Annotated in this window: 26 protein-coding genes; 13 read left to right on the top strand and 13 right to left on the bottom strand. The window is 71.9% G+C overall.

The genetic code is table 11. The features are described from left to right. The first annotated feature begins 34 nt into the window (after positions 1 to 34). The 9 genes from KALB_RS00585 to KALB_RS00545 all read left to right on the top strand — a co-directional run bounded on the left by KALB_RS00585 (position 35) and on the right by KALB_RS00545 (position 10153). Complete coding sequence (locus tag KALB_RS00585; RefSeq protein ID WP_025353783.1) at positions 35 to 1135, top strand: ATP-binding protein; 1101 nt, start codon at positions 35 to 37, stop codon at positions 1133 to 1135. After that, positions 1135 to 3318, top strand: coding sequence for a DUF5682 family protein (locus KALB_RS00580; RefSeq protein WP_025353782.1), 2184 nt, complete (start codon positions 1135 to 1137; stop codon positions 3316 to 3318). The genes KALB_RS00585 and KALB_RS00580 overlap by 1 nt, the downstream gene beginning before the upstream one ends. Next, positions 3315 to 4475 (top strand): VWA domain-containing protein, encoded by a 1161-nt coding sequence (locus KALB_RS00575; RefSeq protein WP_025353781.1) that lies wholly within the window; start codon positions 3315 to 3317, stop codon positions 4473 to 4475. The genes KALB_RS00580 and KALB_RS00575 overlap by 4 nt, the downstream gene beginning before the upstream one ends. Positions 4476 to 4587: 112 nt before the next feature. After that, positions 4588 to 5397 (top strand): DUF2470 domain-containing protein, encoded by an 810-nt coding sequence (locus KALB_RS00570; RefSeq protein ID WP_025353780.1) that lies wholly within the window; start codon positions 4588 to 4590, stop codon positions 5395 to 5397. A gap of 29 nt (positions 5398 to 5426) precedes the next feature. After that, the gene (locus KALB_RS00565) at positions 5427 to 6233 is read left to right on the top strand and encodes a CPBP family intramembrane glutamic endopeptidase (protein ID WP_025353779.1); all 807 of its coding nucleotides are present in this window, start codon (positions 5427 to 5429) and stop codon (positions 6231 to 6233) included. Between the two features lie 150 nt (positions 6234 to 6383). Continuing rightward, a complete protein-coding gene (locus tag KALB_RS00560; RefSeq protein WP_025353778.1) occupies positions 6384 to 7619 on the top strand; it encodes an arginine deiminase in 1236 nt (411 codons plus the stop codon). Between the two features lie 70 nt (positions 7620 to 7689). Beyond that, positions 7690 to 8754 (top strand): aldo/keto reductase, encoded by a 1065-nt coding sequence (locus KALB_RS00555; RefSeq protein ID WP_025353777.1) that lies wholly within the window; start codon positions 7690 to 7692, stop codon positions 8752 to 8754. 65 nt (positions 8755 to 8819) lie between these two features. Beyond that, positions 8820 to 9359, top strand: coding sequence for a hypothetical protein (locus KALB_RS00550; RefSeq protein WP_025353776.1), 540 nt, complete (start codon positions 8820 to 8822; stop codon positions 9357 to 9359). Between the two features lie 248 nt (positions 9360 to 9607). Further along, on the top strand, positions 9608 to 10153 hold the full coding sequence (locus tag KALB_RS00545; RefSeq protein ID WP_025353775.1) for a ferritin: 546 nt from the start codon (positions 9608 to 9610) through the stop codon (positions 10151 to 10153). 54 nt (positions 10154 to 10207) lie between these two features. On the opposite strand, the gene KALB_RS00540 is transcribed toward KALB_RS00545, so the two are convergent. The 3 genes from KALB_RS00540 to KALB_RS00530 all read right to left on the bottom strand — a co-directional run bounded on the left by KALB_RS00540 (position 10208) and on the right by KALB_RS00530 (position 12496). Next, complete coding sequence (locus KALB_RS00540) at positions 10208 to 10561, bottom strand: DUF952 domain-containing protein (protein ID WP_025353774.1); 354 nt, start codon at positions 10559 to 10561, stop codon at positions 10208 to 10210. A 117-nt stretch (positions 10562 to 10678) separates the two neighbouring features. Continuing rightward, positions 10679 to 11632 (bottom strand): DUF5926 family protein, encoded by a 954-nt coding sequence (locus tag KALB_RS00535; RefSeq protein WP_025353773.1) that lies wholly within the window; start codon positions 11630 to 11632, stop codon positions 10679 to 10681. Between the two features lie 21 nt (positions 11633 to 11653). Beyond that, the gene (locus tag KALB_RS00530) at positions 11654 to 12496 is read right to left on the bottom strand and encodes a glycerophosphodiester phosphodiesterase family protein (protein WP_030111301.1); all 843 of its coding nucleotides are present in this window, start codon (positions 12494 to 12496) and stop codon (positions 11654 to 11656) included. A 102-nt stretch (positions 12497 to 12598) separates the two neighbouring features. Here KALB_RS00530 and KALB_RS00525 point away from each other — a divergent pair, with 102 nt between their 5' ends. Then, the gene (locus KALB_RS00525) at positions 12599 to 13783 is read left to right on the top strand and encodes a cytochrome P450 (RefSeq protein ID WP_025353771.1); all 1185 of its coding nucleotides are present in this window, start codon (positions 12599 to 12601) and stop codon (positions 13781 to 13783) included. A gap of 118 nt (positions 13784 to 13901) precedes the next feature. Here KALB_RS00525 and KALB_RS00520 read toward each other — a convergent pair whose 3' ends face one another. From KALB_RS00520 to KALB_RS00480, 9 genes are all read right to left on the bottom strand, one after another. Beyond that, positions 13902 to 14816, bottom strand: coding sequence for a DUF4328 domain-containing protein (locus tag KALB_RS00520; RefSeq protein ID WP_025353770.1), 915 nt, complete (start codon positions 14814 to 14816; stop codon positions 13902 to 13904). 2 nt (positions 14817 to 14818) lie between these two features. Continuing rightward, positions 14819 to 15154, bottom strand: a complete 336-nt coding sequence (locus KALB_RS00515; protein WP_025353769.1) for a rhodanese-like domain-containing protein — start codon at positions 15152 to 15154, stop codon at positions 14819 to 14821. Positions 15155 to 15199: 45 nt separating this feature from the next. Next, positions 15200 to 16102: a hypothetical protein gene (locus KALB_RS48390; protein ID WP_025353768.1), complete on the bottom strand. Its 903-nt coding sequence runs from the start codon at positions 16100 to 16102 to the stop codon at positions 15200 to 15202. Next, on the bottom strand, positions 16099 to 16614 hold the full coding sequence (locus KALB_RS00505; RefSeq protein ID WP_025353767.1) for a SigE family RNA polymerase sigma factor: 516 nt from the start codon (positions 16612 to 16614) through the stop codon (positions 16099 to 16101). The genes KALB_RS48390 and KALB_RS00505 overlap by 4 nt, the downstream gene beginning before the upstream one ends. A 77-nt stretch (positions 16615 to 16691) precedes the next feature. Continuing rightward, on the bottom strand, positions 16692 to 18500 hold the full coding sequence (locus tag KALB_RS00500; RefSeq protein ID WP_025353766.1) for a sodium/solute symporter: 1809 nt from the start codon (positions 18498 to 18500) through the stop codon (positions 16692 to 16694). Positions 18501 to 18510: 10 nt separating this feature from the next. After that, positions 18511 to 18918, bottom strand: coding sequence for a DUF485 domain-containing protein (locus KALB_RS00495; RefSeq protein WP_025353765.1), 408 nt, complete (start codon positions 18916 to 18918; stop codon positions 18511 to 18513). Beyond that, the gene (locus tag KALB_RS00490) at positions 18915 to 19769 is read right to left on the bottom strand and encodes a LytR/AlgR family response regulator transcription factor (RefSeq protein WP_081789136.1); all 855 of its coding nucleotides are present in this window, start codon (positions 19767 to 19769) and stop codon (positions 18915 to 18917) included. The genes KALB_RS00495 and KALB_RS00490 overlap by 4 nt, the downstream gene beginning before the upstream one ends. Before the next feature lie 80 nt (positions 19770 to 19849). Beyond that, entirely contained in the window at positions 19850 to 20731 is an 882-nt protein-coding gene (locus KALB_RS00485) for a S49 family peptidase (RefSeq protein ID WP_030108396.1), read from the bottom strand. Positions 20732 to 20759: 28 nt separating this feature from the next. Further along, positions 20760 to 22049, bottom strand: coding sequence for a sensor histidine kinase (locus tag KALB_RS00480; protein ID WP_025353762.1), 1290 nt, complete (start codon positions 22047 to 22049; stop codon positions 20760 to 20762). A 144-nt stretch (positions 22050 to 22193) separates the two neighbouring features. On the opposite strand from KALB_RS00480, the gene KALB_RS00475 reads away from it, so the two are divergent. Genes KALB_RS00475 through KALB_RS00465 form a run of 3 tightly spaced genes read left to right on the top strand, consistent with a single transcriptional unit; the run spans position 22194 to position 24947 of the window. Then, on the top strand, positions 22194 to 22928 hold the full coding sequence (locus KALB_RS00475) for a (Fe-S)-binding protein (protein WP_411931137.1): 735 nt from the start codon (positions 22194 to 22196) through the stop codon (positions 22926 to 22928). After that, a complete protein-coding gene (locus tag KALB_RS00470) occupies positions 22910 to 24334 on the top strand; it encodes a LutB/LldF family L-lactate oxidation iron-sulfur protein (RefSeq protein WP_025353760.1) in 1425 nt (474 codons plus the stop codon). Before KALB_RS00475 ends, KALB_RS00470 begins: the two co-directional genes overlap by 19 nt. Continuing rightward, positions 24327 to 24947 carry a LutC/YkgG family protein gene (locus tag KALB_RS00465; protein WP_025353759.1) on the top strand — a complete coding sequence of 207 codons (621 nt, stop codon included), beginning with the start codon at positions 24327 to 24329 and terminating at the stop codon, positions 24945 to 24947. The genes KALB_RS00470 and KALB_RS00465 overlap by 8 nt, the downstream gene beginning before the upstream one ends. A gap of 16 nt (positions 24948 to 24963) precedes the next feature. Here KALB_RS00465 and KALB_RS00460 read toward each other — a convergent pair whose 3' ends face one another. Beyond that, positions 24964 to 25830 carry an Fpg/Nei family DNA glycosylase gene (locus tag KALB_RS00460; protein ID WP_025353758.1) on the bottom strand — a complete coding sequence of 289 codons (867 nt, stop codon included), beginning with the start codon at positions 25828 to 25830 and terminating at the stop codon, positions 24964 to 24966.

Raw genomic sequence — 25830 nt, 5'->3', positions numbered from 1 at the left:
GCGGCGCTGCGCCGAGCGCAAGCGAGGTGCGGCGGTGACCTCGGAACCCGTGCTGCGCCCCTCGGCGGAGCAGCAGTACGCAGGCGAGCTGGCCGCGCTCGCCGCGGTCGACGACCGGCCGAGGCCGCCGCGCTGGCGGCTGTCCCCGCAGGCGGTCGTGCGCTACGTGCTGGGCGGCACGCTGTCCGACGGCACCGAGATCGTGCCCAAGTACGTGGGCGACCGGCGCATCGTGGAGGTGGCGGTGGCGACGCTGGCCACCGACCGGGCGCTGCTGCTGGTGGGTGTGCCGGGCACCGCCAAGTCCTGGCTTTCCGAGCACCTGGCGGCCGCGATCAGCGGGGACTCCACGCTGATCGTGCAGGGCACGGCGGGCACCAGCGAGGAGGCCGTGCGCTACGGCTGGAACTACGCGCGGCTGATCGCCGAGGGGCCGAGCGAGGCGGCGCTGGTGCCAGGGCCGGTGCTGCGCGCGATGCGGACCGGGGCGGTGGCCAGGGTCGAGGAGCTGACCCGGATGCCCGCCGAGGTGCAGGACTCGCTGATCACCGTGCTGTCCGAGAAGGCGCTGCCGGTGCCGGAGCTGAACCTGCACGTGCAGGCGGTGCCGGGCTTCACGGTCATCGGCACCGCGAACGACCGGGACCGCGGGGTCAACCAGATGTCCTCGGCGCTGGCCCGCCGGTTCAACACCGTGGTGCTGCCGCCACCGGCCAGCGAGGACGACGAGGTGGAGATCGTCAGCACCCGTGCCGCGCAACTGGGCCGCGCGCTGGAACTGCCCGCCGCCCCGCCCGCCCTGGACGAGGTGCGCCGCGTGGTGCGGGTGTTCCGCGAGCTGCGCAACGGGTCCACTGTGGACGGTCGCACTCAGCTGAAGAAGCCCAGCGGCAGCCTGTCCACCGCGGAGGCCATCTCGGTGGTGACCAGCGGCATGTCCCTGGCCGCGCACTTCGGGGACGGCAACATCGGTGCCGACGAGCTGGCCGCCGGGCTGCTCGGCGCCGTGGTCAAGGACCGGGTCTCGGACACCGCGGCCTGGCAGGAGTACCTGGAGGCCGTGGTCAAGGAGCGGCCGGAGTGGCGTGACCTGTACCGGGCCTGCCACGACCTGGACACCAGCGGGTACGCCTGATGCCCGCACTGCCCGAGCGGGTCAGCCTGCTCGGAATCCGCCACCACGGGCCGGGTTCCGCGCGGATGGTGCTCGCCGCGCTGGAGACGCTGCGGCCCGAGCTCGTGCTGGTGGAGGGGCCGCCCGAGGCTGACGGGCTGGTCGAGCACGTAGGCGAGCTCGTGCCCCCGGTCGCGCTGCTGATGCACGACGAGGCGGAGCCGTCCACGGCCGCGTTCTGGCCCTTCGCCCGCTTCTCCCCCGAGTGGCAGGCGATGTGCTGGGCGCACCACAACGGCGTGCCGCTGCGCTTCGCCGACCTGCCCGCCGCGGCCACGCTGGGCGCCGAGGACGAGCCGGACCCGGTGAGTGTGGACCCGCTCGGCGTGCTGGCCGAGGCGGCCGGGTTCGACGACCCGGAGCGCTGGTGGGAGGACGTGGTCGAGCACAGCGGGGCCGGTGACCCGCTGGCACTGGCCACGGCCGTCACCGAGGCGATGACCGCGCTGCGCGAGGAGTTCGAGGACCACGTGGGGCCGCGCACCCTGCGCAGGGAAGCCCAGATGCGGCAGGTGATCCGCCAGGGGCTCAAGGAGGTCACCGGGCCGATCGCGGTGGTCTGCGGGGCCTGGCACGCGCCCGCGCTGCGCGAGCTGCCCACGGTGTCCGCGGACAACGCGCTGCTGCGCGGGCTACCCCGCAAGAAGGTGTCGGGCACGTGGGTGCCCTGGAGCCACGGCAGGCTGGCCGCTGCCGGTGGCTACGGGGCGGGCATCGCCGCACCGGGCTGGTACGCGCACCTGTGGGAGCGCGCCGAGGCCGGTGACGCCGTGCCACGCTGGTTCGCCCGCGCCTGCCAGGTGCTGCGCGCGGAGGATCTGCCCGCGTCCACGGCGAGCGCGGTCGAGGCGGTCCGGCTGGCCGACGCGCTGGCGGCACTGCGCGGGCGGCCGTCCCCGGGGCTGGCCGAGGTGAGCGAGGCGGCGCTCGCGGTGCTGTGCGGCGGCGAGGACACCCCGCTGCGCCTGGTGCACCAACAACTCGTGATCGGTGAGGAACTGGGCGAGGTCGGTGCGGGCGTGCCGCGCTCCCCGCTGGCCGCCGACCTGGAGCGGTTGCAGCGGCGGCTCCGGCTGCCCGCCAGCGCCACCGAACGGCAGCTGCGGCTGGACCTGCGCAAGGACACCGACCGCGAGCGGTCCAAGCTGCTGCGCAGGCTGCGGGTGCTGGACGTGCAGTGGGGCGAGCCGGACAGCACACGTGGGCTGGGCACCTTCGCCGAGGCGTGGCGGGTCAGGTGGGACCCGAGCATGGCGGTCGCGGTGGCCGCCGCGGCACGGCACGGCACGACGGTGGCGGCGGCCACCGAGTTGGTGCTGCACCAGCGAGCCGGGTCGGTGGAGAAGGTGGCGAAGGCCGCCGACGTGCTCTGGTACGCCGTGGGCTGCGAGCTGCCCGCGGCCGTGACCGCCGCCCGCCGGGCGCTGGACCGCTGCGCCGCGGCGGCCACCGACGCCGTGGAACTGCTCTCGGCACTGCCCTCGCTGGCGGGCACGGTCCGCTACGGCTCGGTGCGGGGTACCGATCCCGAGCTGCTCCGGCTCGCCCTGCACGGCCTGCTGGCCCGCGGCGCCGTGGGCCTGCCGCTGGCCTGTCGGGGCGTGGACGACGAGACGGCCGAACACCTCGTCACGGCGCTGGACGCGGCGCAGGAGGCGGCCGGGCTGGCCGCCGACGAGGAGCACAAGTCCCTGTGGCGCAACGCCTTGCTGAAGCTGGTCGGCCTGGACGAGGCGCACGGCCTGCCAGCGGGGCGGGCCACCCGCCTGCTGTGGGAGGCGGGCGATCTGGACACCGACCGGGTGGCGGCACGTCTGCACCGCGTGGTGTCCACCGCCGGCGGGGCGACCATGTTCGTCACGGGGTTCCTGCGCGGGTCCGCGGCGCTGCTGGCCGCCGATCCGAGGCTGTTCGACCTGATCGACGGCTGGCTGACCGGCCTGTCGGCGGAGGCGTTCGCGGACGCGGTCCCGTTGCTGCGCAAGGCGGTCGGCGATTTCAGCGCGGCCGAGCGGCGCACGCTGGGCGAGCGGGTGGCCACCGGGGGCGGCGGCACCTCGGCCGGGGACGGCGCGTGGGACGAGCCGAGGGCGCAGCGGCTGAGCGCGCACGTGCGGGGACTGCTGGAGGGGGCTGGCCGATGACGGACGAGCAGGAGCGGTTGCGGCGCTGGCGGTTGCTGCTCGGCGGGGCGGCCGGGCAGCTGGGCGGGCTGGGTGCGGACGACCAGCGCAGGGACTCGGCGCTGACCGCGCTCTACGGCGGCGGCGAGGGCGGGGACGGCAAGCGGGGCGCCAACCTGGCGGGCAGCGCCCCGGTGCTGCACCGCTGGCTCGGGGACGTGCGCGACTACTTCCCGACCTCCGTGGTGCAGGTGATGCAGCGCGACGCCGTCGACCGGCTCGGGCTGAACAAGTTGTTGCTGGAGCCCGAGTTGCTGGCCTCGGTGGAACCGGACGTGCACCTGGTGAGCACCCTGGTCTCGCTCTCGCGGGCGATCCCGGCGCGCACCAGGGAGACCGCCCGCGCGGTGGTGCGCAAGGTGGTGGCGGAGATCGAGCGCAGGCTGGCCGACCGGGTGCTGGCCGCGGTGCACGGCTCGATCGACCGGTCCCGGCGCACCCGCAGGCCACGACTGTCCGATGTGGACTGGTCGGCCACGATCCGGGCGAACCTGAAGAACTACCAGCCCGCACAGCGCACGCTGGTGGTCGACGGGCTGCGCGGTCAGCAGCGGCGCAGCCGCACGGCCTCGCTGCGCGACGTGGTGCTGCTGGTGGACCAGTCGGGTTCGATGGCCGAGTCGGTGGTCTACTCGGCGGTGTTCGGCGCGGTGCTGGCCTCGATCCGCGCGGTGGAGACCCGGCTGGTGGTGTTCGACACCGAGGTGGTCGACCTGACCGAGAGCCTGGACGACCCGGTGGACGTGCTGTTCGCGACCCAACTCGGCGGCGGCACCGACATCAACCGCGCGGTGGCCTATGGGCAGTCGCTGGTCCGCCGTCCCGCCGACACCGTCGTGGTGCTGATCAGCGACCTGTTCGAGGGCGGGGTGGCCGGTGAACTGCTGCGCCGGGTGCGCGAACTGGTCGCCAGCGGGGTGACCGTGGTGGTGCTGCTGGCGCTGTCCGACAGCGGGACCCCAGCCTACGACCACGAGCTCGCGGCGAAACTGTCCGCGCTGGGTGCCCCGGCTTTCGCGTGCACCCCGGACCGGTTCCCCGAGCTGCTGGCCACCGCGCTGCGCCGGGAGGACGTGGGGGCCTGGGCCGAGCAGGCCGGGATGGGGGTGGGCCGCTAGCAGGTGCGAAGAACTCGGCCGCGGTCCATCCTCCTGGTGGGGGACCTGACGAAGGTGGGGTTTCCAGCAGGCCCCACTCAGGTTAGGCTCGCCTAAGTTCAGGAGGTGAGTGATGACCCAGGCCACCCGTCGGCCCCAGGCACCGAACTCGGCCGAGCGCGCGCGGACGATCGCCGCCCGCGGCGGCAAGGCCGCCCTGGTGCCCTCGCCCGGCCCCGAGCTGGGGCACTGCTCCAGCGCCGAGGCCGAGGCGGAGCGGGTCAGCCCGCTGCTGCACCACGTGCACGCGGACGGTTCGGCGACCCTCCTGCTGGACGACGACCACCCCCTGGTCTCGGCCACCTGGCAGGCGCCGCGCGGGGAGCTGACCGCGATGCTGGAGCTGACCGACGCGGCCCCGGTGCCGCTGCGGGAGCCGGTGCGCGGACTGCTCTGGATCACGGGCTGGCTGCGCGCACTGACCGGGGAGGAGGCCAGGGCCGCCGTGCTGGAGGTGGTGGAGCGCCGCCCCGACCCGAGGCTGCTGGACGCGGGCCACGGGGCGACCGTGTTGCGGCTGACCCCGGCCTCGATGGTGGTGGCCGACGCCGAGGGCACCAGCTCGATCCGGCCCAGCGAGTTCAGCGAGGCCGAGCCGGACCCGTTCGCGCACTACGAGGACGGCTGGCTGCGGCACCTTGAACTGTCCCACCGGGATGTGGTGGAACTGCTGTGCCGGCACCTGCCGGACCACCTGCGCGGCGGGCACGTCCGGCCGCTGGGACTGGACCGCTTCGGGCTGCGCCTGCGGGTGGAGGCCGTGGAGGGCGACCACGACGTGCGGATCGCCTTCGCGCACCCGGTGACCACGCCCAAGGAACTGGCCGCCGAGCTGCGCAGGCTGCTGGGCTGCCCGTTCATGGCCCAGGTCCACTACGGCTGACACACGGGAACCGGGGTAGCGTCCGCCGCGTGGCGAGCACCCTCCGCAGCTGGCTGGCCCCCGCGCGGGTCAGCGACGACCTGGTCACCGACCCGGTTCAGCGCCGTGGCTACACCCTGGAACTGCTGATCGTCTTCAGCATGACGCTCGGCCTTTCCGGGTTGCGCAGCCTGCTCTCGCTGCTGAACTCGCTGTTGCAGCCCAAACCGCTGAACCAGCAGAGCGTGGCGCTGAACGTGCAGCAGTCCACGATCAGCCTGCTGGACCTGCTCGCCCAACTGGCCAGCGTGCTGCAACTGCTGGCCTGGGGCGCGCTCGGCGCGTACCTGCTGTGGCGGGCGGGCATCGGGCTGGCCAAGATCGGGCTGGACCGCACGCGCCCCGGTCGCGACCTGCTCGGCGGGCTGGGACTGGCCGCGCTGATCGGCATTCCCGGCCTGGCCTTCTACTTCCTGACCAGGGCGCTGGGCGTGAACCTCACCGTGGTGCCCTCGGCCCTGGGCGACACCTGGTGGCGCGTCCCGGTGCTCGTGCTCTCCGCCTTCGGCAACGCCTGGGCCGAGGAGGTGCTGGTCGTCGGCTACCTGATCACCCGGCTGCGCCGCTTCGGCTGGGGCGAGAACCGCTCGCTGCTGGCCGCGGCCGTGCTGCGCGGCTCGTACCACCTGTACCAGGGCTTCGGCGGGTTCCTCGGCAACATCGTCATGGGGCTGGTGTTCGGCCGGGTGTGGCAGCGCACGAACCGGCTGTGGGCGCTGGTCCTCGCACACACCCTGCTCGACGTGGTCTCCTTCGTCGGATACGCGCTGCTCCGAGGGGTTGTACCCGGCCTGTAGTGAACCCGAACGGCGCATGCAACGATTCGTTGCTCAGAAGCGTGAACTTATTAACGAATCGCTTGTCACAAGTGCATTCTGTTTCTGAAATCACCGTCACACCCACTTGAGGGGCGACAATTCAACCGTCGCGTGGTTACCCTCAACCCCGTGACCTCCCACATCAGCTCCGCCACGGACGAGCACCCCACGCCGAGGGTCGACAGCGAGGTCGGTCCGCTGCGGACGGTGCTGCTGCACCGCCCCGGCCTGGAACTCAAGCGGCTCACCCCGCGCAACAACGACCAGTTGCTGTTCGACGGCATCCCGTGGGTCGGCAGGGCCCAGGAGGAGCACGACGCCTTCGCCGCGGTGCTGCGCTCGCGCGGGGTCGAGGTCCTGCTGCTGGCGGACCTGCTGATGACCGCGCTGGACGACCAGCGGGCGCGGTCGGCGGGCATCTACGCCTCGGTGGACGAGCGCAGGCTGGGCATCGACCTGGCCGACTCGCTGCGCTCGCACCTGTCCACGGTGGGGCAGGAGGAACTGGCCAACGTGCTGATGGCGGGCATGACCTTCGAGGAGCTGCCCGCCGCCGAGGGCGCCTCGCTGGTGCGGCACATGCACCGCCCGCACGACTTCGTCATCGACCCGCTGCCCAACCTGCTGTTCACCCGCGACTCCTCGGCCTGGGTCGCGGACCGCGTCGCGGTGTCCTCGCTGGTGATGCCCGCACGGCGGCGCGAGTCCTCGATCACCGACCTGATCTACGCCTACCACCCGCGCTTCGCGAAGACCTCCCGCGCCTACGGTGCGCACTCGGCCCCGTTGGAGGGCGGGGACGTGCTGCTGCTTGCCCCCGGCGTGATGGCCATCGGCGTCGGTGAGCGCACCACCCCGGCGGGCGCGGAGTCCTTCGCCCGCTCGGTGTTCATGGACGGCCTGGCACACACCGTGCTCGCGGTGCCGATCGCCCAGGAACGCGCGACCATGCACCTGGACACCGTCTGCACCATGGTCGACGTGGACGCCGTGGTGATGTACCCGGCGATCCGCGACACGCTGTCGGCCTACTCGCTGCGCCCCGACGGCAGCGGCGGGGTGCTGGTGGACGGCCCCGCGCCGTTCCTGTCGGCGGCGGCCGAGGCGATGGGCATCGAGCGGCTGCGCGTGATCGACACCGGGCTGGACTCGGTGACCGCCGAGCGCGAGCAGTGGGACGACGGCAACAACACCCTGGCGGTCGCGCCGGGTGTGGTGATCGCCTACGAGCGCAACGTGGAGACCAACGCACGCCTGGAGGAGGCCGGGGTCGAGGTGCTGCGGATCAGCGGCTCCGAGCTGGGTTCGGGGCGCGGCGGCCCGCGCTGCATGTCCTGCCCGGTGCTGCGGGACCCGCTGAATTAGGGCCGCTGTGGAGTAACTCCAGGGCCATGATGGAAGGGAGACAACCGAATCATGGCCCTGGGAGTCCATTGTGGAGTATCGCAATCTGGGTGGTAGTGGCTGCTCGGTCTCGGCGTTCGCGCTGGGCACCATGACCTTCGGCAACACCACCAGCGAGGCGGATTCGTTCACGCAGCTCGACAGGTTCGTCGAGGTGGGCGGCACCCTCGTGGACACCGCGGACGTCTACGTCGGCGGGGAGTCCGAGAAGATCATCGGCCGGTGGCTCGCCGACCGGCCGGACGAGATCACCGACCGCGTCGTGCTCGCCACCAAGGGCCGCTTTCCCACCAGCGAGGAGCCCAACGGGGCGGGTCTGTCCCGGCGGCACCTCGACCGCGCGCTGACCGCCTCCCTGCGCAGGCTCGCGGTGGACGCCATCGACCTGTACCAGGTGCACGCCTGGGACCCGGTGACCCCGATCGAGGAAACCCTGTCCTTCCTGGACAGTGCGGTGCGCGCGGGCAAGATCCGCTATGTCGGACTGTCCAACTTCACCGGCTGGCAGGTGCAGAAGACGGTGGACGTAGCCGAGTTCGGCGGGTTCGCCCGGCCGGTGACCCTGCAACCCCAGTACAGCCTGCTGTGCCGGGAGATCGAGTGGGAGATCGTGCCCTCCTGCGAGGAGAACGGGCTCGGCCTGCTGCCCTGGTCCCCGCTGGCTGGCGGGGTGCTCACCGGCAAGTACGAGCAGGGGGCCAAGCCCGCCGAGGACACCCGGCTGGCCGAGGAGCGCATGGCGCTGTTCTTCGCCGGGCGCACCCAGGAGCAGCGGACCTGGGACGTGGTCGACACGCTGCGGCAGATCGCGCAGGAGCGCGACTCCACCCCGTCCCGCATCGCGCTGGCGTGGGTCGCGGGCCGTCCCGCGGTCAGCTCGGTGATCCTCGGGGCGCGCACCGTCGAGCAGTTGGCGGACAACCTCGGCGCGGTGGACCTGGTGCTCACCGAGAAGGAGGAGCAGCGGCTGACCGCGGCCAGCGAGGTGTCCGTGGACTACCCGTACGGCGGTATGGCCCTGCAACAGCGGACCCGTCCGCTGGCCGGCGGCTGGCCCGCCCGGATGGGGGCCGGTACCACGGCGCCCCCGAGGTGAACCCCTGATCGGGTGACGGGGTAGACATGGCGGCACAGCAGGCGAGACAAAGAGGAGCCACCAGGGTGAGCGGTTTCATCCACTGGTACGAGAACGGCTGGTCCGCCGACCGCGCCGCGAGAACTGTCGCCAGGATCGAGTCACTGGGTCTGTCCCTGTCCGAGGACACCGACCGGAACGCGCTGCTGGGCCGACTCTCGCTGACCGAGATCACCCGGCTGGACGTGGAGTTCTGGCTGGACGCGGACACGGCGCTGTACGGCCGGTTCCGCAGGGTCGGCGGCGACGTGGTCGCGCAGGAGTTCGACCTGGACGGCCTGTCCTCGGTCGAGCAGAACCAACTGGTGCAGGGCATCGCCGAGTTGTTCGGCGAGGACGCGGACAACACGGTCGGCTTCGTGGTCGACCGCTCGGGCTGTTCCGAGGACGTCGAGTGGGACGAGGTCGTGCTCGGCCACCCGAAGATCGTCACGGTACGACCGGACGTGCTCGCACTGCCCTGCACCGTGATCGAGGACCTGCACCCGGAGTTGCAGAAGCTGAATGGTCGGGCAATGGGTGCGTTGACCGTCTACGACCGGACCAACGTGCTCGCCGGAGCCTGATCCGGCGGAGTTGTCCACAACCAGTGCACAGGTTCGGTGCACAGCCTGCCCCGGTGCGGCTCGCGGAGTTCCCGCAGCTCACCGGGGCTTTCGCGTTCTGCGACCGGAAGTTGCACAACTCCTGTCACCAGGTTGTGCACAGTTGTCCCCAGGTTGTCCACAGCCGGAATTAGGTGAGGATAACCAGGGCGGGTCAATAGCACATCCTTACTTGCGAATACCAGACCCATTCGGAGTACGGTTGTGGCATGTCCCCCCACAACGGCACCACGAAGTTCCACGAATTGCTGCGGGCGCAGATCCGCAACGAGTTCACCGCCGCCCAGCAGTACACGGCGATCGCGGTCTGGTTCGACGGCCAGGACCTGCCCCGGCTGGCGGCGCACTTCTACCGCCAGTCCCTCGAGGAGCGCAACCACGCCATGATGATCGTCCAGTACCTGCTGGACAACGACATCACCGTGGCCATTCCCGGCGTCGGCGAGGTGCGCAACGAGTTCGACTCCGTGCGCGAGCCGGTCGAGCTGGCGCTGCAGCAGGAGCGCACCGTCACCGACGAGATCACCACGCTGGCCAGGGCCGCCCGCGACGAGGGCGACTACCTCGGCGAGCAGTTCATGCAGTGGTTCCTCAAGGAGCAGGTCGAGGAGGTCTCCTCGATGTCCACGCTGCTGCACACCGTGGACCGCGCGGGGGACAACGTCTTCCACATCGAGGACTTCCTGGCCAGGGAGTCCGTGGGCGAGGAGGGCAACGACCCGACCGCGCCGAAGGTCGCGGGCGGCAAGGTCTGACCCGGCGGTGGTCCGGCGGCGTCGCGGGGACCGCCACCGGACCACTGTGCTCGGTTACTGCTCGGCCAGTTCCCTGGGCAGCGCGAAGACCCCCGACTCGTCCGGCGGGAAGTCCACGACGGCCAGCACCGCGGAGGTGTTGATCGGCCCGTAGACGTGCGGGAACAGGATGCCCGCCGGGTGCTCGGGCACGCCCTGCTCCCAGCGCACGGTGGCGTCCAGGCTGACCGGGTCGATCACCAGTAGCACCAGGTCGGTGCGACCGGCGAACACCGCGTTGGCGGGGATGTGCGCCGTGCCGGGGTCGGAGCAGTGCACGAAGCCGACCTCGTCCAGGGAGGCGGGGGCGTGCACGCCCTCCTCCTCGGCGACCGCCCACTCCGCCTGTGAGCAGATGTGCAGGATCATGAGTTATCCACATCCTCCTGTGGACAGCCTGGGGACAACTGTGGACAACCAGACTGCTCTTGTGGGCAACTACTTGTGGGCAACTAGCGGAGCGTCACCTGGCGGCCCCGCAGTGCCCTATCGCAGCGTGACCTGGCGGCCCCGCAGCCCGTCGTGGGCGCGGCGCTCGCTGTCGGTCAGCTGCTCGTCCGCCGTGGCCAGTGCTCCGGTCAGCCGGGTGCTGAGCGCCTCGGCGCCCGCGGCCCACTCGCTGGAGTGCAGCTCGGGGTCCAGGTCCCAGACCGGCACGGACAGGCCGTGCGCGCGGAAGGACCCGGCGTAGCGGGAACCCTCGCCCAGGTTCAGCTCGTTGCGGGCCGCCAGCTTGGCCATGGCGTTGAGCAGCTGCTCCTCCGGCTCGGGGCGGACCCAGCGCAGGTGTGCCTTGTCGCCCGCGTCCACCCAGTAGGCGGCGTGCACCCCGGGGGCCGACAGCCGCGCGCTGGGCATGATCGCGGCGTTGGCCCGCTCCAGTGACAGGGCCACGTCCCCGGTGGCCTGCGTGTCCTCGGGCAGCCACCAGGCGAAGTCCTCGTGCAGCACCGGCTCCAGCGGCTGGTCGGCGACCAGCAGGTCCTGAAGGCGGCCCGGCTCGTCCCCGTTGTCCACACCCACGATCGGCAGCGCGTCCCCGGGCTCGGCGGTCAGCGCCCACCGGATGGCCCGCGCCACGTCCCGGCTCAGGTCCCCGGAGCGGGTCTGCACCTGGAGCCCGACGAAGGCGACGCCGTCGCTGCGGACCAGCGCGGCCGCGGCCATGGGCAGGACGGTGGCCAGAGTGACCTGGCGGGGCACGTCCCCGGCGAGCGGCAGGGCGGCGGTGGCGGAGGGCACGAACTCGCGCAGCGCGATCAGCTCCGGCTCGGCGGCCAGCCCCTCGAACGGGCGGGAGATGATCACGTCGGCGGGGCCGCCCGCGGAGCCGTGACACGCCTTGTAGCGCTTGCCCGATCCACAGGGGCACGGCTGCCTGGGGTTGACGCCGTCAGTGCTGTTGACCGCCGGGCGCTTGACAGCCGTCCGCTTGGCCACGGTTCCTCCAGGTGCTGGTGCTCAGGACTGGGCGACGGTAGCCGACGGTCCCTGGCCCAGCAGTCGCCGGGTGTTGGCGGGTGCGTTGGTGGCCAGGTAGCGCACGCCGAGCCGCTGGCACAGCTCGATGTCGGCCTGCTCGTCCACGGTCCAGCAGTACGTGTCGTGGCCGCGCTCCGCGCTGCGCGCGACGTAGTCGGGGTCGTTGCGCAGCATGTGGATGCCCGGCCCGGTGATGTCCGCCCAGGGCGGCAGCTCCCCCGAGCCCCTGCCGGGCGTGAACCGGGCCAGCAGCAGCACGGTCGGCAGCTTCGGGGCGTGTTCGCGGACCCTGCGGACCGCGCGGGTGGAGAAGGACATCACCACGATGGGCGACTCCTCCTTGGCCGCGGGCGTGGCCAGCCCGTGCCGGTGCAGTTGCGCGACGAGCTTGGCCTCCACCAGCCCGGCGTAGCGGACCGGGTGCTTGGTCTCCACGAACAGCTTGACGCTCGGCCTGGTGTCGGCGATGAGCCCGAGCAGCGCTTCCAGGGTCAGCAGCCCGCGTTCGGCCGGGTCGGCGGAGGGCACCGCGAACGGCTCGTGCACCAGTTCGTCCGCGGAGTCCGGCAACTCGTGGTGCCACTGCCCGTAGTCGAGCTCGCTGAGCCGGTCCAGGGTCAGCTCGCTGACCACCCCGCGCCCGTTGGAGGTGCGGTTGACGGTGCGGTCGTGCAGGCACACCAGGTGGCCGTCCCTGGTCAGGCGCACGTCGCACTCCAGCCCCTCCGCGCCCTGCTCCAGGGCCAGGGCGTAGGCGGCGAGCGTGTGTTCGGCACGGTGCTGGGAGGCACCCCTGTGCGCGACGATCTCGGGGCGGTGCACAGCCGCATCATGCGGCAAGCGGGTGAACCGCAGGTGACGGGGTGCGGACCATTCCGCCCTGGACCTCGGCTCGGTGTGCGACTTAGCGTGCAGTGCATGACAATGTTCGACCCGCAGGACCCCGAGTTCCTCGCCGACCCTTACCCCGCGTTCGACGCGTTGCGCGCCGTCGGCGAGGTGCACGACCACCCCGGGCTCGGCATGGCCGTCGCGGTGTCGCACTCGGCGTGTTCGGCGGTGCTGCGCCACCGCGGCCTGGGCCGGGTCTGGTCGGACGTCAAGCCGGTGGAGCAGTTCGCCGCGGTCAACCTGCTGCACCGCAACTCGCTGCTGGAGAGCGAGCCGCCCAAGCACACCCGGCTGCGGAGACTGATCGCGGGCGCCTTCGCGCGCGGGCACGTGGAGCGGCTGCGCCCGTGGGTCGCCGAGCTGGCCGGCAGGCTGGTGGACGGGCTCGCCGAGAAGATCGAGGCCGGGGACAGCGCCGACCTGCTCGTCGAGGTGGCCGGCCCGCTGCCCGTCGAGGTGATCGCCGAACTGCTCGGCGTACCCGGCCCCGACCGGGCGCTGTTGCAGCCGTGGTCGAACGCGATCGTGAAGCTCTACGAGTACGGCCTACCGCCGCAGACCCGGGAGGCCGCCGAGCGCGCCGCCGCCGAGTTCGTGGCCTACCTGCGGGAGCTGATCGCGCTGCGCCGCAGGCAGCCCGGGTCGGACCTGGTCAGCGACCTGGTCGCGGAGACCGACACCGATGGCGCCCGGCTGACCGAGGACGAGCTGGTGGCCACGGCGGTACTGCTGCTGATGGCCGGGCACGAGGCTTCGGTGAACGTGGTCGGCAACGGGGTGCTCGCCCTGATGCGGCACCGCGACCAGTGGCAGCGCCTGGTCGAGGACCCGGCTCTGCTGCCGACCGCCGTCGAGGAGCTGATCCGCTTCGACTCCCCGCTGCAACTGTTCGAGCGCACCGCCGCCACCGAGGTCGAGATCGCCGGCCACGTGGTGAAACCCGGGGAGAAGATCGCCGCCCTGCTCGGTGCCGCCGCCCGCGACCCGCTCGTCTTCGACTCCCCCGGCACCCTGGACGTGGGCCGCTCCCCCAACGCCCACCTCGGTTTCGGCGCGGGTATCCACTACTGCGTCGGCGCCCCGCTCGCCCGCCTGGAGATCGGCGCCACACTCTCGGCCTTGACACGCCGCCTGCCCACCGCCCAGCTCGCCGAAACCCCAGCTCGACGCGCTGAGTTCGTCATCCGCGGCCTGCGCTCGCTGCACCTGACGAGCTGAGTTGTCCACAGCCGCCGAGTTGTCCACATGTTGATCTCCGCCAAGATCAACTGCGGGCGGCGGGCGGTAGACTGGACTTGGGGTCGCCCCCCAGGGAGTGGCGGGGGATGGAGTTAGGTCAGCGGACCGACCCGGGCGCCCGGACGGCGCGCAGTGGGGGCGCGGGGCTGTCGGTGACGCGCAGGACGCGCAGCCGGTGCACGGTGGTCAGGTCGACCGGTTCGAGCAACGTGGTGATCCGGGCGATGAACTGGGCGCTGGCCACGGCGAGGAACGCGGCCACGAGGTCGGCGAGCAGGTGCAGCTCCACGCCGTTGGCCATGCCCTGCACGCTGCCGTCCAGGAACAGCACGAGCATCGTCACGAGGAACAGCACCTGGCTGAGGGCCCAGGCTCCCCACCACCACAGCAGCTGCCGGGAGGGCTTGGGGCGCTCGGAGGCGGGCTGGCGGGCCGCGGTGTGCTCCAGCTCGGCGAGGATCGACCCGGCGAGCACCAGGTTCAGTCCGGGAACCAGCAGGCCGAACAGCACCTGGCGACGGGAGCGGGCGGGCACCTGGTCGGCGGCGGTGGCGGCGACCTGCCTGGCCCGCAGCAGCCAGCCGAGCGCGAGCAGCGCGGAGGCCACGGCGCTGACGGCCGACACGACACCGGCGGTGACGACCAGCGCGTCGGAGTAGGCCAGGACCTCACGGGAGAGCGCACCGTCCCGGCTGAGCAGCAGCAGCACGAACCGCCAGCCCTCGCCGACGGCGGCAAGCCCGAGCGTGGCGGCGGTCAGCCACAGGGTCAGCGCCGCGTTGCGGGCCAGCATGCGCAACTGGTCCACCGGCTTGGCGGTGGAGCCGCCCGTGGGCACGGACACCGGCCAGCGCCAGGACAGCCGGGGGAAGCCCCAGCGCGGCGGAGCCGGGTACGAGGGCGGGCCGGTGTACGGCGAAGGCCGCCGGAACCGGCCCGTCCGCGAACCTGACTGCGGCAGCGCACGGGGCGGCGGGGTGGCCACCCACTCCCACTGCCGCTGGGGGTGCACGGTCAGATCACCTCGGGCTCGACGCCGTCGTGCTCGCCGACCATCGTGCGGCCCGTCGCGGCCCAGGCACCCATGCCCCCGGCCACGTTGGTGGCGTCCCAGCCGTTCTGGTTCAGGTACGCCGTGGCGCGGGCGGAGCGGCCGCCGCTGCGGCAGATCACGTACACCTCGTTGTCCTGCGGTACCTCGGCCAGCCGGGCGGTCAGGTCCCCGAGCGGGATGTGCAGCGCTTCGGGGGCGTGCCCGGCCTGCCACTCGTCGTCCTCGCGCACGTCGAGCAGCACGGCGTCCTCGGGCAGTTCCTCGACCGCGACGGTCGGCACCTGCAGCGGCATCATGCGGCAAATGCTGCCACGCCGCCCCGTTGGTCGGCTGTGAGGGCGTCAGCCGAGCGTGGCCAGGTAGTCCCCGACCTGCGTCAACTGCTGTTGGGTCAGCGGCACCGAGCGCCGCCCCACCCCCTTGGGCACCGCCAGCTGACCGGTGTCCTTGGTCCAGTTGACGCTGCCGAACCCCTCGGCGACCAGCACGTACAGGTGCCGGTTGGCGGTGTAGACCCGCAGCGCCTGCGAGGGGTGGCCGGGGTCGTCGCTGTTCACGCCGTAGAGCTGAAGCACCGTGCCGTTGGACAGGGTCTTGCGCAGCGGCGTGGTGCAGCCGCCGTAGACGAACGCCTCGGCGTCGGCGGCCTCGGCTGGCGCCCCGGCGTAGGCCCTGACCTCGGTCAACAGGCTGCCGGGGCCGCCCGAGTCGGTGATGTCGATCCAGACCGTGCCGAGCAGGCCGTCCGACCGCTTCAGCGAGGAGGACCAGTCGGTGTTGGTCAGCGCGACCTTGGCCGAGGGGGCCACCCGCTGCACGGTCTCGGTCAGCACCTTGGCCAGCAGGGCGCCGTCCAGCTCCGGGGCCCTCGAGTTGTCCGGCATCGTCACCCAGTGACCGCAGGTCACCTTGGCCCCCGGTTCCGGGGACGCCGGACTGGCGGTCACCGGAGCGGGTCCCCAGCCGGACGGCAGGTTGCCCGTCGAGGCGACCACGGTGGTCGGTGGGCTGGCCACCGGGGCCTCACCGGGCCCCTGCCAGCCGCGCAGCACGGCGGAGCCGAGCCCGACCCCGGCCACCACCGTCACCACCCCGGCGGCGGCGACCAGCCTGCGTGCCCGCACCCGGCGCCTGCCCCGTCGCAGGACCTCGTCCAACTGGGTGCGCACGGGCGGGGCCGGGGCGTCCAGCTCGGCGCGCAGGGCGGCGAGCAGTTCCTCGTCGTGCCTGTCCACCAGCCTCACCCCGCCACCTGCAACAACAGGACGTCCCCGGTGACAGCCCCGTACGCCTTACGCAGGGTAGCCAGGCCACGCGCGGTCTGGCTCTTGACGGTCCCGGTGGTGCAGCCCAGGGTCTCGGCCACCTCCTCGACGGACAGGTCGCGCACGAATCTCAGCACCAGCACGGCGCGCTGCCTCGGCGGCACCTCCTGCAACGCCGCGAGCAGGGAGGGCCGGTCCTCGGAGGCCGACAGGTCCGGCTGCACCGCCTGGTCGGGCGGGTCGGCGACCACCTGCTCGCGCCGCCTGCCGCGCCGCTTGGTGTCCAGGAAGGTCCTGGTCAGCACGGTGTGCAGGTAGGCGTCCGCGCTGTCGATGCGGACCTTGTTCCACCGGCCGTACATGCTCACGAAGGCGCTCTGCGCGATCTCCTCGGCCTCCAGCCAGTTGCCGCACAGGGCGTGCGCGGTGCGGCGGGCGGAGTCGAACCTGCTGGTGAAGAACTCGGCGAAACTCTCGTCACGCTGTGCCACGCCAACGTCCTTCCGCTGCCACACAGACTCATCCCAAGGGGTGACGTCGAACGGGTGGAAAGGGTTGCTCCCCGTTGTCAGGAACGTCGGGCCCGGAGCCTGGAGCGGATGGCCAGCCTGCGGTGCCGCCCATCGGACTGGCCCTCGCCGAACCGCAGCACATCCCGGTCCTTGATGAAGCCGAGCGGGTCGGGGGCGTGCAGCCGCAGCATGATCCGGTTGACCTCCTCGGGGCGGCGCCGGTGGGTCGCCTTGCTGACGATGATCATCGTGCCGAAGGCGAGCGGCACCGTGACCAGCGCGGGCTGCTGCAACAGGGCGGGCGCCCAATCCCCGGTGTAGCCGCTGACGATGTCGGTGATCATCGCGCAGGCCACGCACACCCCGCCGACCACCATGCCCGCGCCCGCGCCGATCCAGGTCAGCCCGCGCCACCAGATGCCCAGGATCAGCAGCGGGCAGAAGGTGGAGGCGGCCATGGCCAGCGCCATGCCGACGCCGAGGGACACGTCATGCGAGCGCAGGCCCAGGGCAGCGGCCACCGGCACGACCATCACCAGCAGGGTGGACCAGCGGAAGTCGCGGACCCGGCCGCGGGACACGTCGGTGGACACCACCCCGGCCAGGCTCACCAGTAGCCCGGAGGAGGTGGACATGAACGCGGCGAACGCGCCCGCGGCGGCCAGCGCGCCGATCATCTGGCCGAACACGTTGGGCAGCATCGCCTGCGGCAGCAGCAGCAGCGCCGTGTCGGTGCGGCCGGTGACCAGCAGCCCCGGCTCGTACAGCCTGGCCAGCGCCCCCAGCAGGGCCGGGAACAGGTAGAACGCGCCGAGCAGCAGCAGCACGTGCAGGGTGGTGCGGCGGGCCGACCGGCCGTCCGGGTTGGTGTAGAAGCGGGCCAGGATGTGCGGCAGGCCCAGGATGCCCAGGAAGGTCGCGAAGATCAGCGAGTAGGTGTTGAACAGGGCCGACCGGCCACCGGACTGCGGGCGCAGCCAGTCGGAGTTGTGCACGGTGGCGCCCTCGACCATGGGCACCGTGGCGCCCGCCGGGAAGCTCAGCCTGGTGTGCGCGGAGACGTCCTTGACCCCACTGAGCCAGATCGCCTTGCCGTTGGCGGGCATGCCGTCGACGACCCCGTTGACCTCGAGCCGGATCGGCTCCACCACCCTGATCCGCACCGAGTCGTCCAGGGTGACCGTGGTGTCCGCGGTGAAGACCGGGATCTTGGTGGAGGTCAGGTCGTGCTGGCCCTCCGGGGGGCCGCCCACCACGAACACCGTGAACAGCACGAAGGCGGGCGCGGTGATCGCGAAGACCTTCACCCAGTACTGGAAGGCCTGCACCAGGGTGATCGCACGCATGCCGCCGGAGAGCACGTTGACGATCACCACCACGGTGACCAGCACGATCCCGGCCCACTCCGGGGTCCCGGGCACCACGGTGGCCAGCGTGAGCCCCGCGCCCTGCAACTGCGGGATCAGGTAGATGTAGCCGATCGCCACGGTGACGATGGCCGCCACACCGCGCAGGCCCTTGGAGCCGAGCCGGGCCTCCACGAAGTCCGGCAGGGTGTACGCCCCGGAGCGGCGCAGCGGGGCGGCCACGAACAGCAGCAGCGCGAAGTAGCCCGCGGTGAAGCCGATGGCGTACCAGAGCTGGTCCGGCCCCTCCTTGAGGACCAGCCCGGCGATGCCGAGGAAGGAGGCGGCGGACAGGAACTCACCGGAGATCGCCGCCGCGTTCTGGTTGGCGGAGACCCTACGCCTGGCGACGAGGAAGTCCCTGGTGGTGTTGGCCGTGCGGGAGCCGTAGTACCCCAGGTAGAAGGTCAGCACGACGACCACGACGATGCACGCGCACGCCCACAGGTTGAAGGTCACGTGGCCCCGCTCAGCGATCGACCATGCTGACGAAGTCCCGCTCGTGCCGTTCCGCCCTGCGCACGAACCAGACCCCCATGCCGTAGATCAGCGGGTACGGGGCGGCCCCGAGCAACACCCAGGACAGCCGGATACCGAACACCGTCAGGTCGGCGAAATCAGGGAACAGGTAGAACAGCAGGGGCAGGCTCGCCAGGGTCACCATGGTCAGCAGTGCCATGGTCAGCGCGGTGCGGAACTGGGCGCGGACCAGGCTGCGCACCAGGTGCTCGCCGACGCTGGTCTGCTCCTCCAGCTCAACGATGGTGCGGGCGACGCCGCGGGTGGCCTTGCTCTCGGCCAGGACGACCTTCTTGCGGCGCTGCGGCCTGCGCGTCACGCCCTCCTGCTGCCCCCCGTCCTCGCCCTCACCGGTCACGTCCCGTTGCCCCAGCCGTGCTTGGGCTGGCGCACCAGGCGGTCCTTGAGCTCACGGGTGTGCCTGCGGCTGACCGGCAGTTCCTTCTCGTCGGTGCCGGTGCCCACCACCACGGTGTAACCCGACGAGCCCATGCGCAGCTCGGTGACCAGCGGCAGGGACACCAGGAAGGACCGGTGGATGCGGATGAAGCCCGCGTCGGCCCAGCGCTCCTCCAGCTGTGCCAGCGGGATGCGCACCAGGTGGCTGCCCTCCACGGTGTGCAGCCGGGCGTAGTCGCCCTGGGCCTCCACGTAGCGCACGCTGGAGCGGGGCACCAGCTTGGTGGTGCCCGCCAGTTCGACCGGGATGACCTCGTCGTCCTCGCGCTGCTCCGGCAGGCCGCCCGCCGGGGTCTGCGGGGCCGCGGTCAGTGCGCGGAACTTCGCCACCCTGTCCACCGCCATGTCCACCCTGGCCTGTTGCGGCGGCTTCACGATGTAGTCCAGCGCGCCCAGCTCGAAGGCGGTGACCGCTTCCTCGGACAGCCCGGTGACGAACACCAGCTGCGGCTTCTCCCGGAACGCGTTGATGACCTGGGCCAGCTCCAGACCGGACAGTCCGGGCATGGAGATGTCGGCGAACACGGCGTCCACGGGGCACAGCCCGCGGTCCAGCCGCTGCTTGGTCTCCGGGTCCGAGCCGCGGATGACGCGCAGCGCCTCCGCGGCGTCGTACGCGCCGATAACCCGCCTGACCTGCGGGTTCTGGTCCAGCAGGTAGGTCAGTTCGTCCAGCCCGTGTGCCTCGTCGTCCACGGCCAACACGAGGAGACCCGGCGTGGTGTCCTGAATGCTCACTGTGCCGCGCAATCTTGCCGATCGACCGGTGTTGTGTCCATCTTCGACCACCCGCCAATTCGGGTGAAGCTGGCCCCCGTGCAGCAGGCCAGCTACAGACCGAAACGCGACCAGGCCACGCGTTGTTCAACCGCGTCCACCGCCGCCAGCAGGCGATCCGCGGGCGAGGCCAGCGCGGCCGAGGCGAGGCCCAGCCTGGCCAACAGCGGCCTGCGCGGCTCGGCGAGGGCCAGTTCGGCCTCCGGGAAGCGCTGCTTGACCACCTGGCGTGCCGAGCCCAGGCCGTCCACCAGCCCCAGCCCCAGCGCCTTGGCCCCGGTCCACACCTCGCCGGAGAACAGCTCCTCGGCGGAGCCGGTCAGCTTGTCCCCGCGCCGCTCGCGCACCCAGTCGGTGAACTGCTCGTGCAGCTGCGCCTGCATGGCCTTGAGCCAGCGGACGTCCTCCTCCTTCTCCGGGCTGAACGGGTCGAGCCGGTGCTTGTTCTCCCCCGCCGTGTGCACCCTGCGCTCCACGCCGAACCGCTCCAGCAGCCCGTTGAGGCCGAAGCTCGCGCTGATCACGCCGATCGAGCCCACCATGGAGGTGCGGTGCGCGTAGATCTCGTCCGCGGCGCAGGCCAGCCAGTAGCCGCCGGAGGCCGTCACGTCCTCGCAGAAGGCCAGCACCGGCACGCGCTTCTCGTCGGCCAGCTCGCGGATCCGCTCGGCGACCAGCGCGGACTGGGTCGGCGCCCCGCCCGGCGAGTTGATCGTCAGCGCCACGGCTACCAGCCGCTCGTGCCCGAACGCCTTGGTCAGCGCCGAGTCCACCGCGTTCAGGCTGATGCTGCCCCGGTTCACCGGCGAGGGGGTCGGGGTGATCACGCCGTGCAGCCGCACGACGGAGACCACGGGCGACTTGTCGACCCGGTCCCCGATCAGGGGCAACCTCGACACCAACTTCTCGGTCAGCTTGTCCGCGGCACCAGTCATGACAAGCGACCCTACGCGTGCGGGCCCCTCAGCGGACCGGGCTGAGCCGTCCCCGTCGCCCGTCCGGCTCGGGGCGGTTGCCCTCGCCCTCGCCGTCGGCGGCCGGGTCGTCCTGCACCACGGCCAGCACCGGTCGCACGCCGGGGCTGAACTTCGGCACCCGCATGGTGACCTTCATGCCCGCGTCGGGCGCGGTCTCCACCATGAGCGCGTAGTCGTCCCCGAACACCGTGCGCATCCGGTTGTTGATGTTGCCGATGCCCACGTGGGCCCCGGTCTTGTGCGCGTCCTTGAGGTCGTCCAGCAGCAGGTCGGCGTCCATGCCGATGCCGTCGTCCTCCACGCTGATCAGCGCCTCGCCGCCGTTGTCCTGCGCGACCACGGTGACCGTGCCGCCGCCCGGCTTGTTGGCCAGCCCGTGCCGCACCGCGTTCTCCACCAGCGGCTGCACCACCAGGAACGGCACGACCACGTTGAGCACCTCCGGGGAGATGCGCAGGCGCACGTTGAGCCGCTCGTTGTAGCGAGCGCGCTCGATGGTCAGGTAGCGGTCGACGTTGCGCAGCTCCTCGGCCAGCGTGGTGAACAGGCCGTTGGTGCGGAAGGAGTACCTGGTGAACTCGGCGAAGTCCTGCAACAGCTCGCGGGCGTGCTCGGGGTCGGTGCGTACCAGTGAGCCGATCGTGTTCAGCGCGTTGTAGACGAAGTGCGGGGAGATCTGCGCCCGCAGCGCCTTGACCTCGGCCTGCATCAGCCGCTGCCGGTGCTCCTGCAACTCGCCCAGCTCCAGCTCGGTGCACACGAAGCGGGCGACTTCCAGGGACATCCGGTACAGCCGCTTGCTGCCGACCCCGCCGACGATGATCAGCGCGCCCCTGGTCTTGTTCTCCACGGTCAGCGGCACGATCACCGCCTGGCGCATCTTGCACTGGCCCTTGTCGTTGCACTCCAGCGTGTCGTGCTCGACGAACTCGCGCTTCTCCCCGCTGATCGCCTTGGCGATGGCGTCCTGCAGGTCCACGTAGTGCTCGTTGGCGTCACCGTCCCAGGACAGCAGCGCACCGCGCTCGTCGGTCATGCCGACCGCCACGCACTTGAGCAGCTCGACCAGGTTCTTGCACGCCTTGTCGGCTGCGTCGGGCGTGAGACCTTCCCGCAGGTCCGGTGCGGCCTTGGACATGCGGTGCAGCGCATCGGCGACGGCCTCGTCCACGGACGTGCTCACCCGCCGTGCGCGGCACAGGAGCACGAAGAGCCCGAGCACGGCGAGCGTCGCGATGATGCCGAGCACTGTCTGCTCGGTCAGGAGCTCGACCACCAGGCAATGCTGCGCTGAACCGGGCCGGTCGGCAAGCTCCCTTCAGGCTGACGGCACCCGCTGATCGGTGAACGGTCGACTACTTTGCGTCCGGACCGATCGCTCCGGTAGACATCCGATGATTTGGCAGGCAGGGTGGTCGGCGTGCCAGGAGCCCCACGGGTCGGGTTGTTCGCCACCTGCCTGACCGACACCTTCTTCCCCGCGACGGCCCGTGCCGTGGTGCGGCTGCTGGAGCGGCTGGGCTGCACGGTCGAGTTCCCCATGGAGCAGACCTGTTGCGGGCAGATGCACTACAACACCGGTTACCGGGACGCGGCCAGGCCGCTGGCCGCCGACTACGCGCGCACCTTCGCGGGCTACGACGCGGTGGTCGCGCCCTCGGGCTCCTGCGGGGGCATGATCCGCGAGGTGCACCCCGAACTGCACGGCAGCGCCCCGGCGTTCACCCACACGTACGAACTGTCCGAGTTCCTGGTGGACGTGCTCGGCGTAACCGATGTCGGCGCCTACTTCCCGCACCGGGTCACCTACCACCCGACCTGCCACTCGCTGCGCATGCTCGGCGTCGGCGACAAGCCGCTGGAGCTGTTGCGCGCGGTGCGCGGCATCGACCTCGTCGCGTTGCCGGAGGCCGAGTCCTGCTGTGGTTTCGGCGGCACCTTCGCGGTGAAGAACGCCGACACCTCCACGGCGATGCTCGGCGACAAGATGCGCTGCGTGCTGGACACCGGCGCCGAGGTGCTCAGCGCGGGCGACAACTCCTGCCTGATGCACATCGGCGGCGGCCTGTCCCGGCTGCGCACCGGCGTGACCACCCTGCACCTCGCGGAAATCCTTGCCAGCACTGAGGAGGAGCCTTGGGCACCAACCCGGTGACCTGGCTGGGCACCCCGGCCTTCCCGGTGGCGGCACGTGCCGCGCTGGGCGACACGCAGCTGCGGCGCAACCTGCGCAAGGCCACGCACACGATCCGCGACAAGCGGGCCAAGGCCGTCGAGGAACTGCCCGACTGGCAACAGCTCCGGCTCGCGGGTGAGGCGGTCAAGGACGAGGTCCTGTCCAACCTGGACACCTACCTCGAGCGCTTCGAGGCCGCCGTCACGGCGCGCGGTGGGGTGGTGCACTGGGCCCGGGATGCCGCGGAGGCCAACGAGATCGTGCTCCGGCTCACCCGTGCCGCGGGGGCCGAGGAGGTGGTGAAGGTCAAGTCCATGGCCACCGCCGAGATCGGGCTGAACGAGGCGCTCGAGGCAGGCGGGGTGCGCGCCGTGGAGACCGACCTCGCCGAGTTGATCGTCCAGTTGGGACACGACAGGCCCTCGCACATCCTGGTGCCCGCGATCCACCGCAACCGCTCGGAGATCAGGGAGATCTTCCAGCGGGAGATGGCCGAGGCGCCGGCCTCCGACGAGCCGCGCGCACTGGCCGAGGCGGCGCGCCGGCACCTGCGGGCGAAGTTCCTGTCCGCCAGGGTCGCCGTGTCCGGGGCCAACTTCGGTGTCGCCGACACGGGTTCGGTGGTCGTGGTCGAGTCCGAGGGCAACGGCCGCATGTGCCTGACCCTGCCGGAAGTACTGATCACCGTGATGGGCATCGAGAAGCTGGTGCCCAGCTGGCGCGATCTCGAGGTGTTCCTGCAACTGCTGCCGCGCTCGTCCACCGCGGAGCGGATGAACCCGTACACCTCGGTGTGGACCGGGGTCACGCCCGGCGACGGACCTCAGCAGTTCCACCTCATCCTGCTGGACAACGGGCGCACCGACGCGCTGGCCGACCGCGCCGGCAGGCAGGCCCTGCGCTGCATCCGGTGCTCCGCCTGTCTGAACGTGTGCCCGGTGTACGAGCGGACCGGCGGCCAGGCGTACGGCTCGGTGTACCCGGGACCGATCGGCGCCATCCTCACCCCGCAGCTGGTCAACGACATGCACGACAAGCAGGCCGCCTCGCTGCCCTACGCATCCTCCCTGTGCGGGGCCTGCTTCGAGGTCTGCCCGGTGCGCATCAACATCCCCGAGGTGCTCGTGCACCTGCGGGCGAAAGCCGTGCAGGCCAAGGGGAAGCGCACGCCCGAGGCGATAGCCATGGCCGCGCTCGGCTGGGTGCTCGCCGACCCGAAGCGCTACGAGGCCGCGCAGAAGGCCGGTTCGCTGGCCCGGTACCTGGCCCGCGGCGGCCGGATCAGCGCACTGCCCTGGCCCGGCTCGAAGTGGACCGCCGCCCGCGACGTGCCCGCGCCGCCCGCGGAGTCGTTCCGGAGTTGGTGGAGGCGAACCCGTGGCTGATGCCCGCAGCACCGTGCTCGGCAGGATCCGGTCCGCGCTGGCCGACCGGCCCGCACCCGTGACGATCCCTCGCGACTACCACGCGAGCCGCCCGCTCGGCGACCTGCTCGCACTGGCCGCCGAACGGATCGCCGACTACCGCGCCGAGGTGCACGCCGTCACCGCCGACGCGCTGACCAGCACCATCGCCGCCCGGCTCGCCGCCCGCGGGGCCCGGCGAGTCATCGGACCTGTGGACCTGCCGCCCGCCTGGCAGGTACCCGGGGTCGACTGGCTGCTCGACTCCCCGACGCTGTCGATCGGTGAGCTGGACGGGTCCGACGGCGTGCTGACCGGGTCCGCCGTGACCATCGCCGAGACCGGCACCATCGTGCTGGACGCCGGGTTCGCCCAGGGCCGCCGTGCGCTGACCCTGTTGCCCGACTACCACCTGTGCGTCGTGCTCGCCTCGCAGGTCGTCGGCACCGTGCCCGAGGCACTGGCCCGGCTCGACCCGCTGCGCCCGCTCACCTTCATCAGCGGGCCCTCGGCCACCAGCGACATCGAACTGGACCGGGTCGAGGGCGTGCACGGCCCACGCACCCTGGAGGTCGTGCTGGTCACCGACGCCTGATCACGGGGCTGGCGCCTCACTTCAGCAGGCGGGAGAGCCTGCGGTCGGCGAGGGGCTTGCCGCCGGTCTGGCAGGTGGGGCAGTACTGGAAGGACTTGTCGGCGAAGGACACCTCCCGCACGGTGTCCCCGCACACGGGGCAGGGCAGGCCGGTGCGGGCGTGCACGCGCAGGCCGGAGCGCTTCTCCCCCTTGAGCCGGGCGGCGCCCTGGCCGACGGAGCGCTGTACGGCGTCACCGAGCACGGAGGTCATGGCCTCGTGCAGGCGGTCGACGGCCTCCTCGGACAGCTTGCCCGCGGTGGCGTACGGGGAGAGCCGTGCGGTGTGCATGATCTCGTCGGAGTAGGCGTTGCCGATCCCGGCGAGCAGGGACTGGTCGGTCAGCGCGGTCTTGAGGCGCTCGGTGCGACCGGCCAGCAGGGCGGCGAGCGCCTCGCGGTCCAGCGAGAGCGCGTCGGGGCCGAGCCGGGCGATGCTGGGGACTTCCTGCGGGTCGGCGACGACCCACACGGCGAGGCCCTTCTTGGTACCGGCCTCGGTCAGGTCGAACCCGGGGCCGGTGCCGGGCGGCCCGAGGTGCACGCGCAGCGCGAGCGGACCCTTGCCGCCGGGTCGGGGCGGGGCCGCGGCGAGCGTGTCCGCCCAGCGCAGCCAGCCCGCCCTGGCCAGGTGCACGACCAGGTGCAGGCCGTCGCAGTCCAGGTCGAGGTGCTTGCCGTGCCGTCCGGCACCGGTGACCGCCCTGCCGTGCAGCGCGGTCCACGGCGGGCTCGCGGTCTTGAGCACGGACAGGGACGCGACGTCGAGCCGGGCGACGGTGCGCCCGACGGCGTGCTCGCGCAGGTGGTGGGCGAGTGCTTCTACCTCGGGAAGCTCAGGCAC

Source organism: Kutzneria viridogrisea DSM 43870 (genome assembly GCF_000525635.1).
Classification (GTDB): domain Bacteria; phylum Actinomycetota; class Actinomycetes; order Mycobacteriales; family Pseudonocardiaceae; genus Kutzneria; species Kutzneria viridogrisea.
Note: the sequence above shows the minus strand (reverse complement) of the source record. Positions and strands in the feature narration are given on the sequence as shown.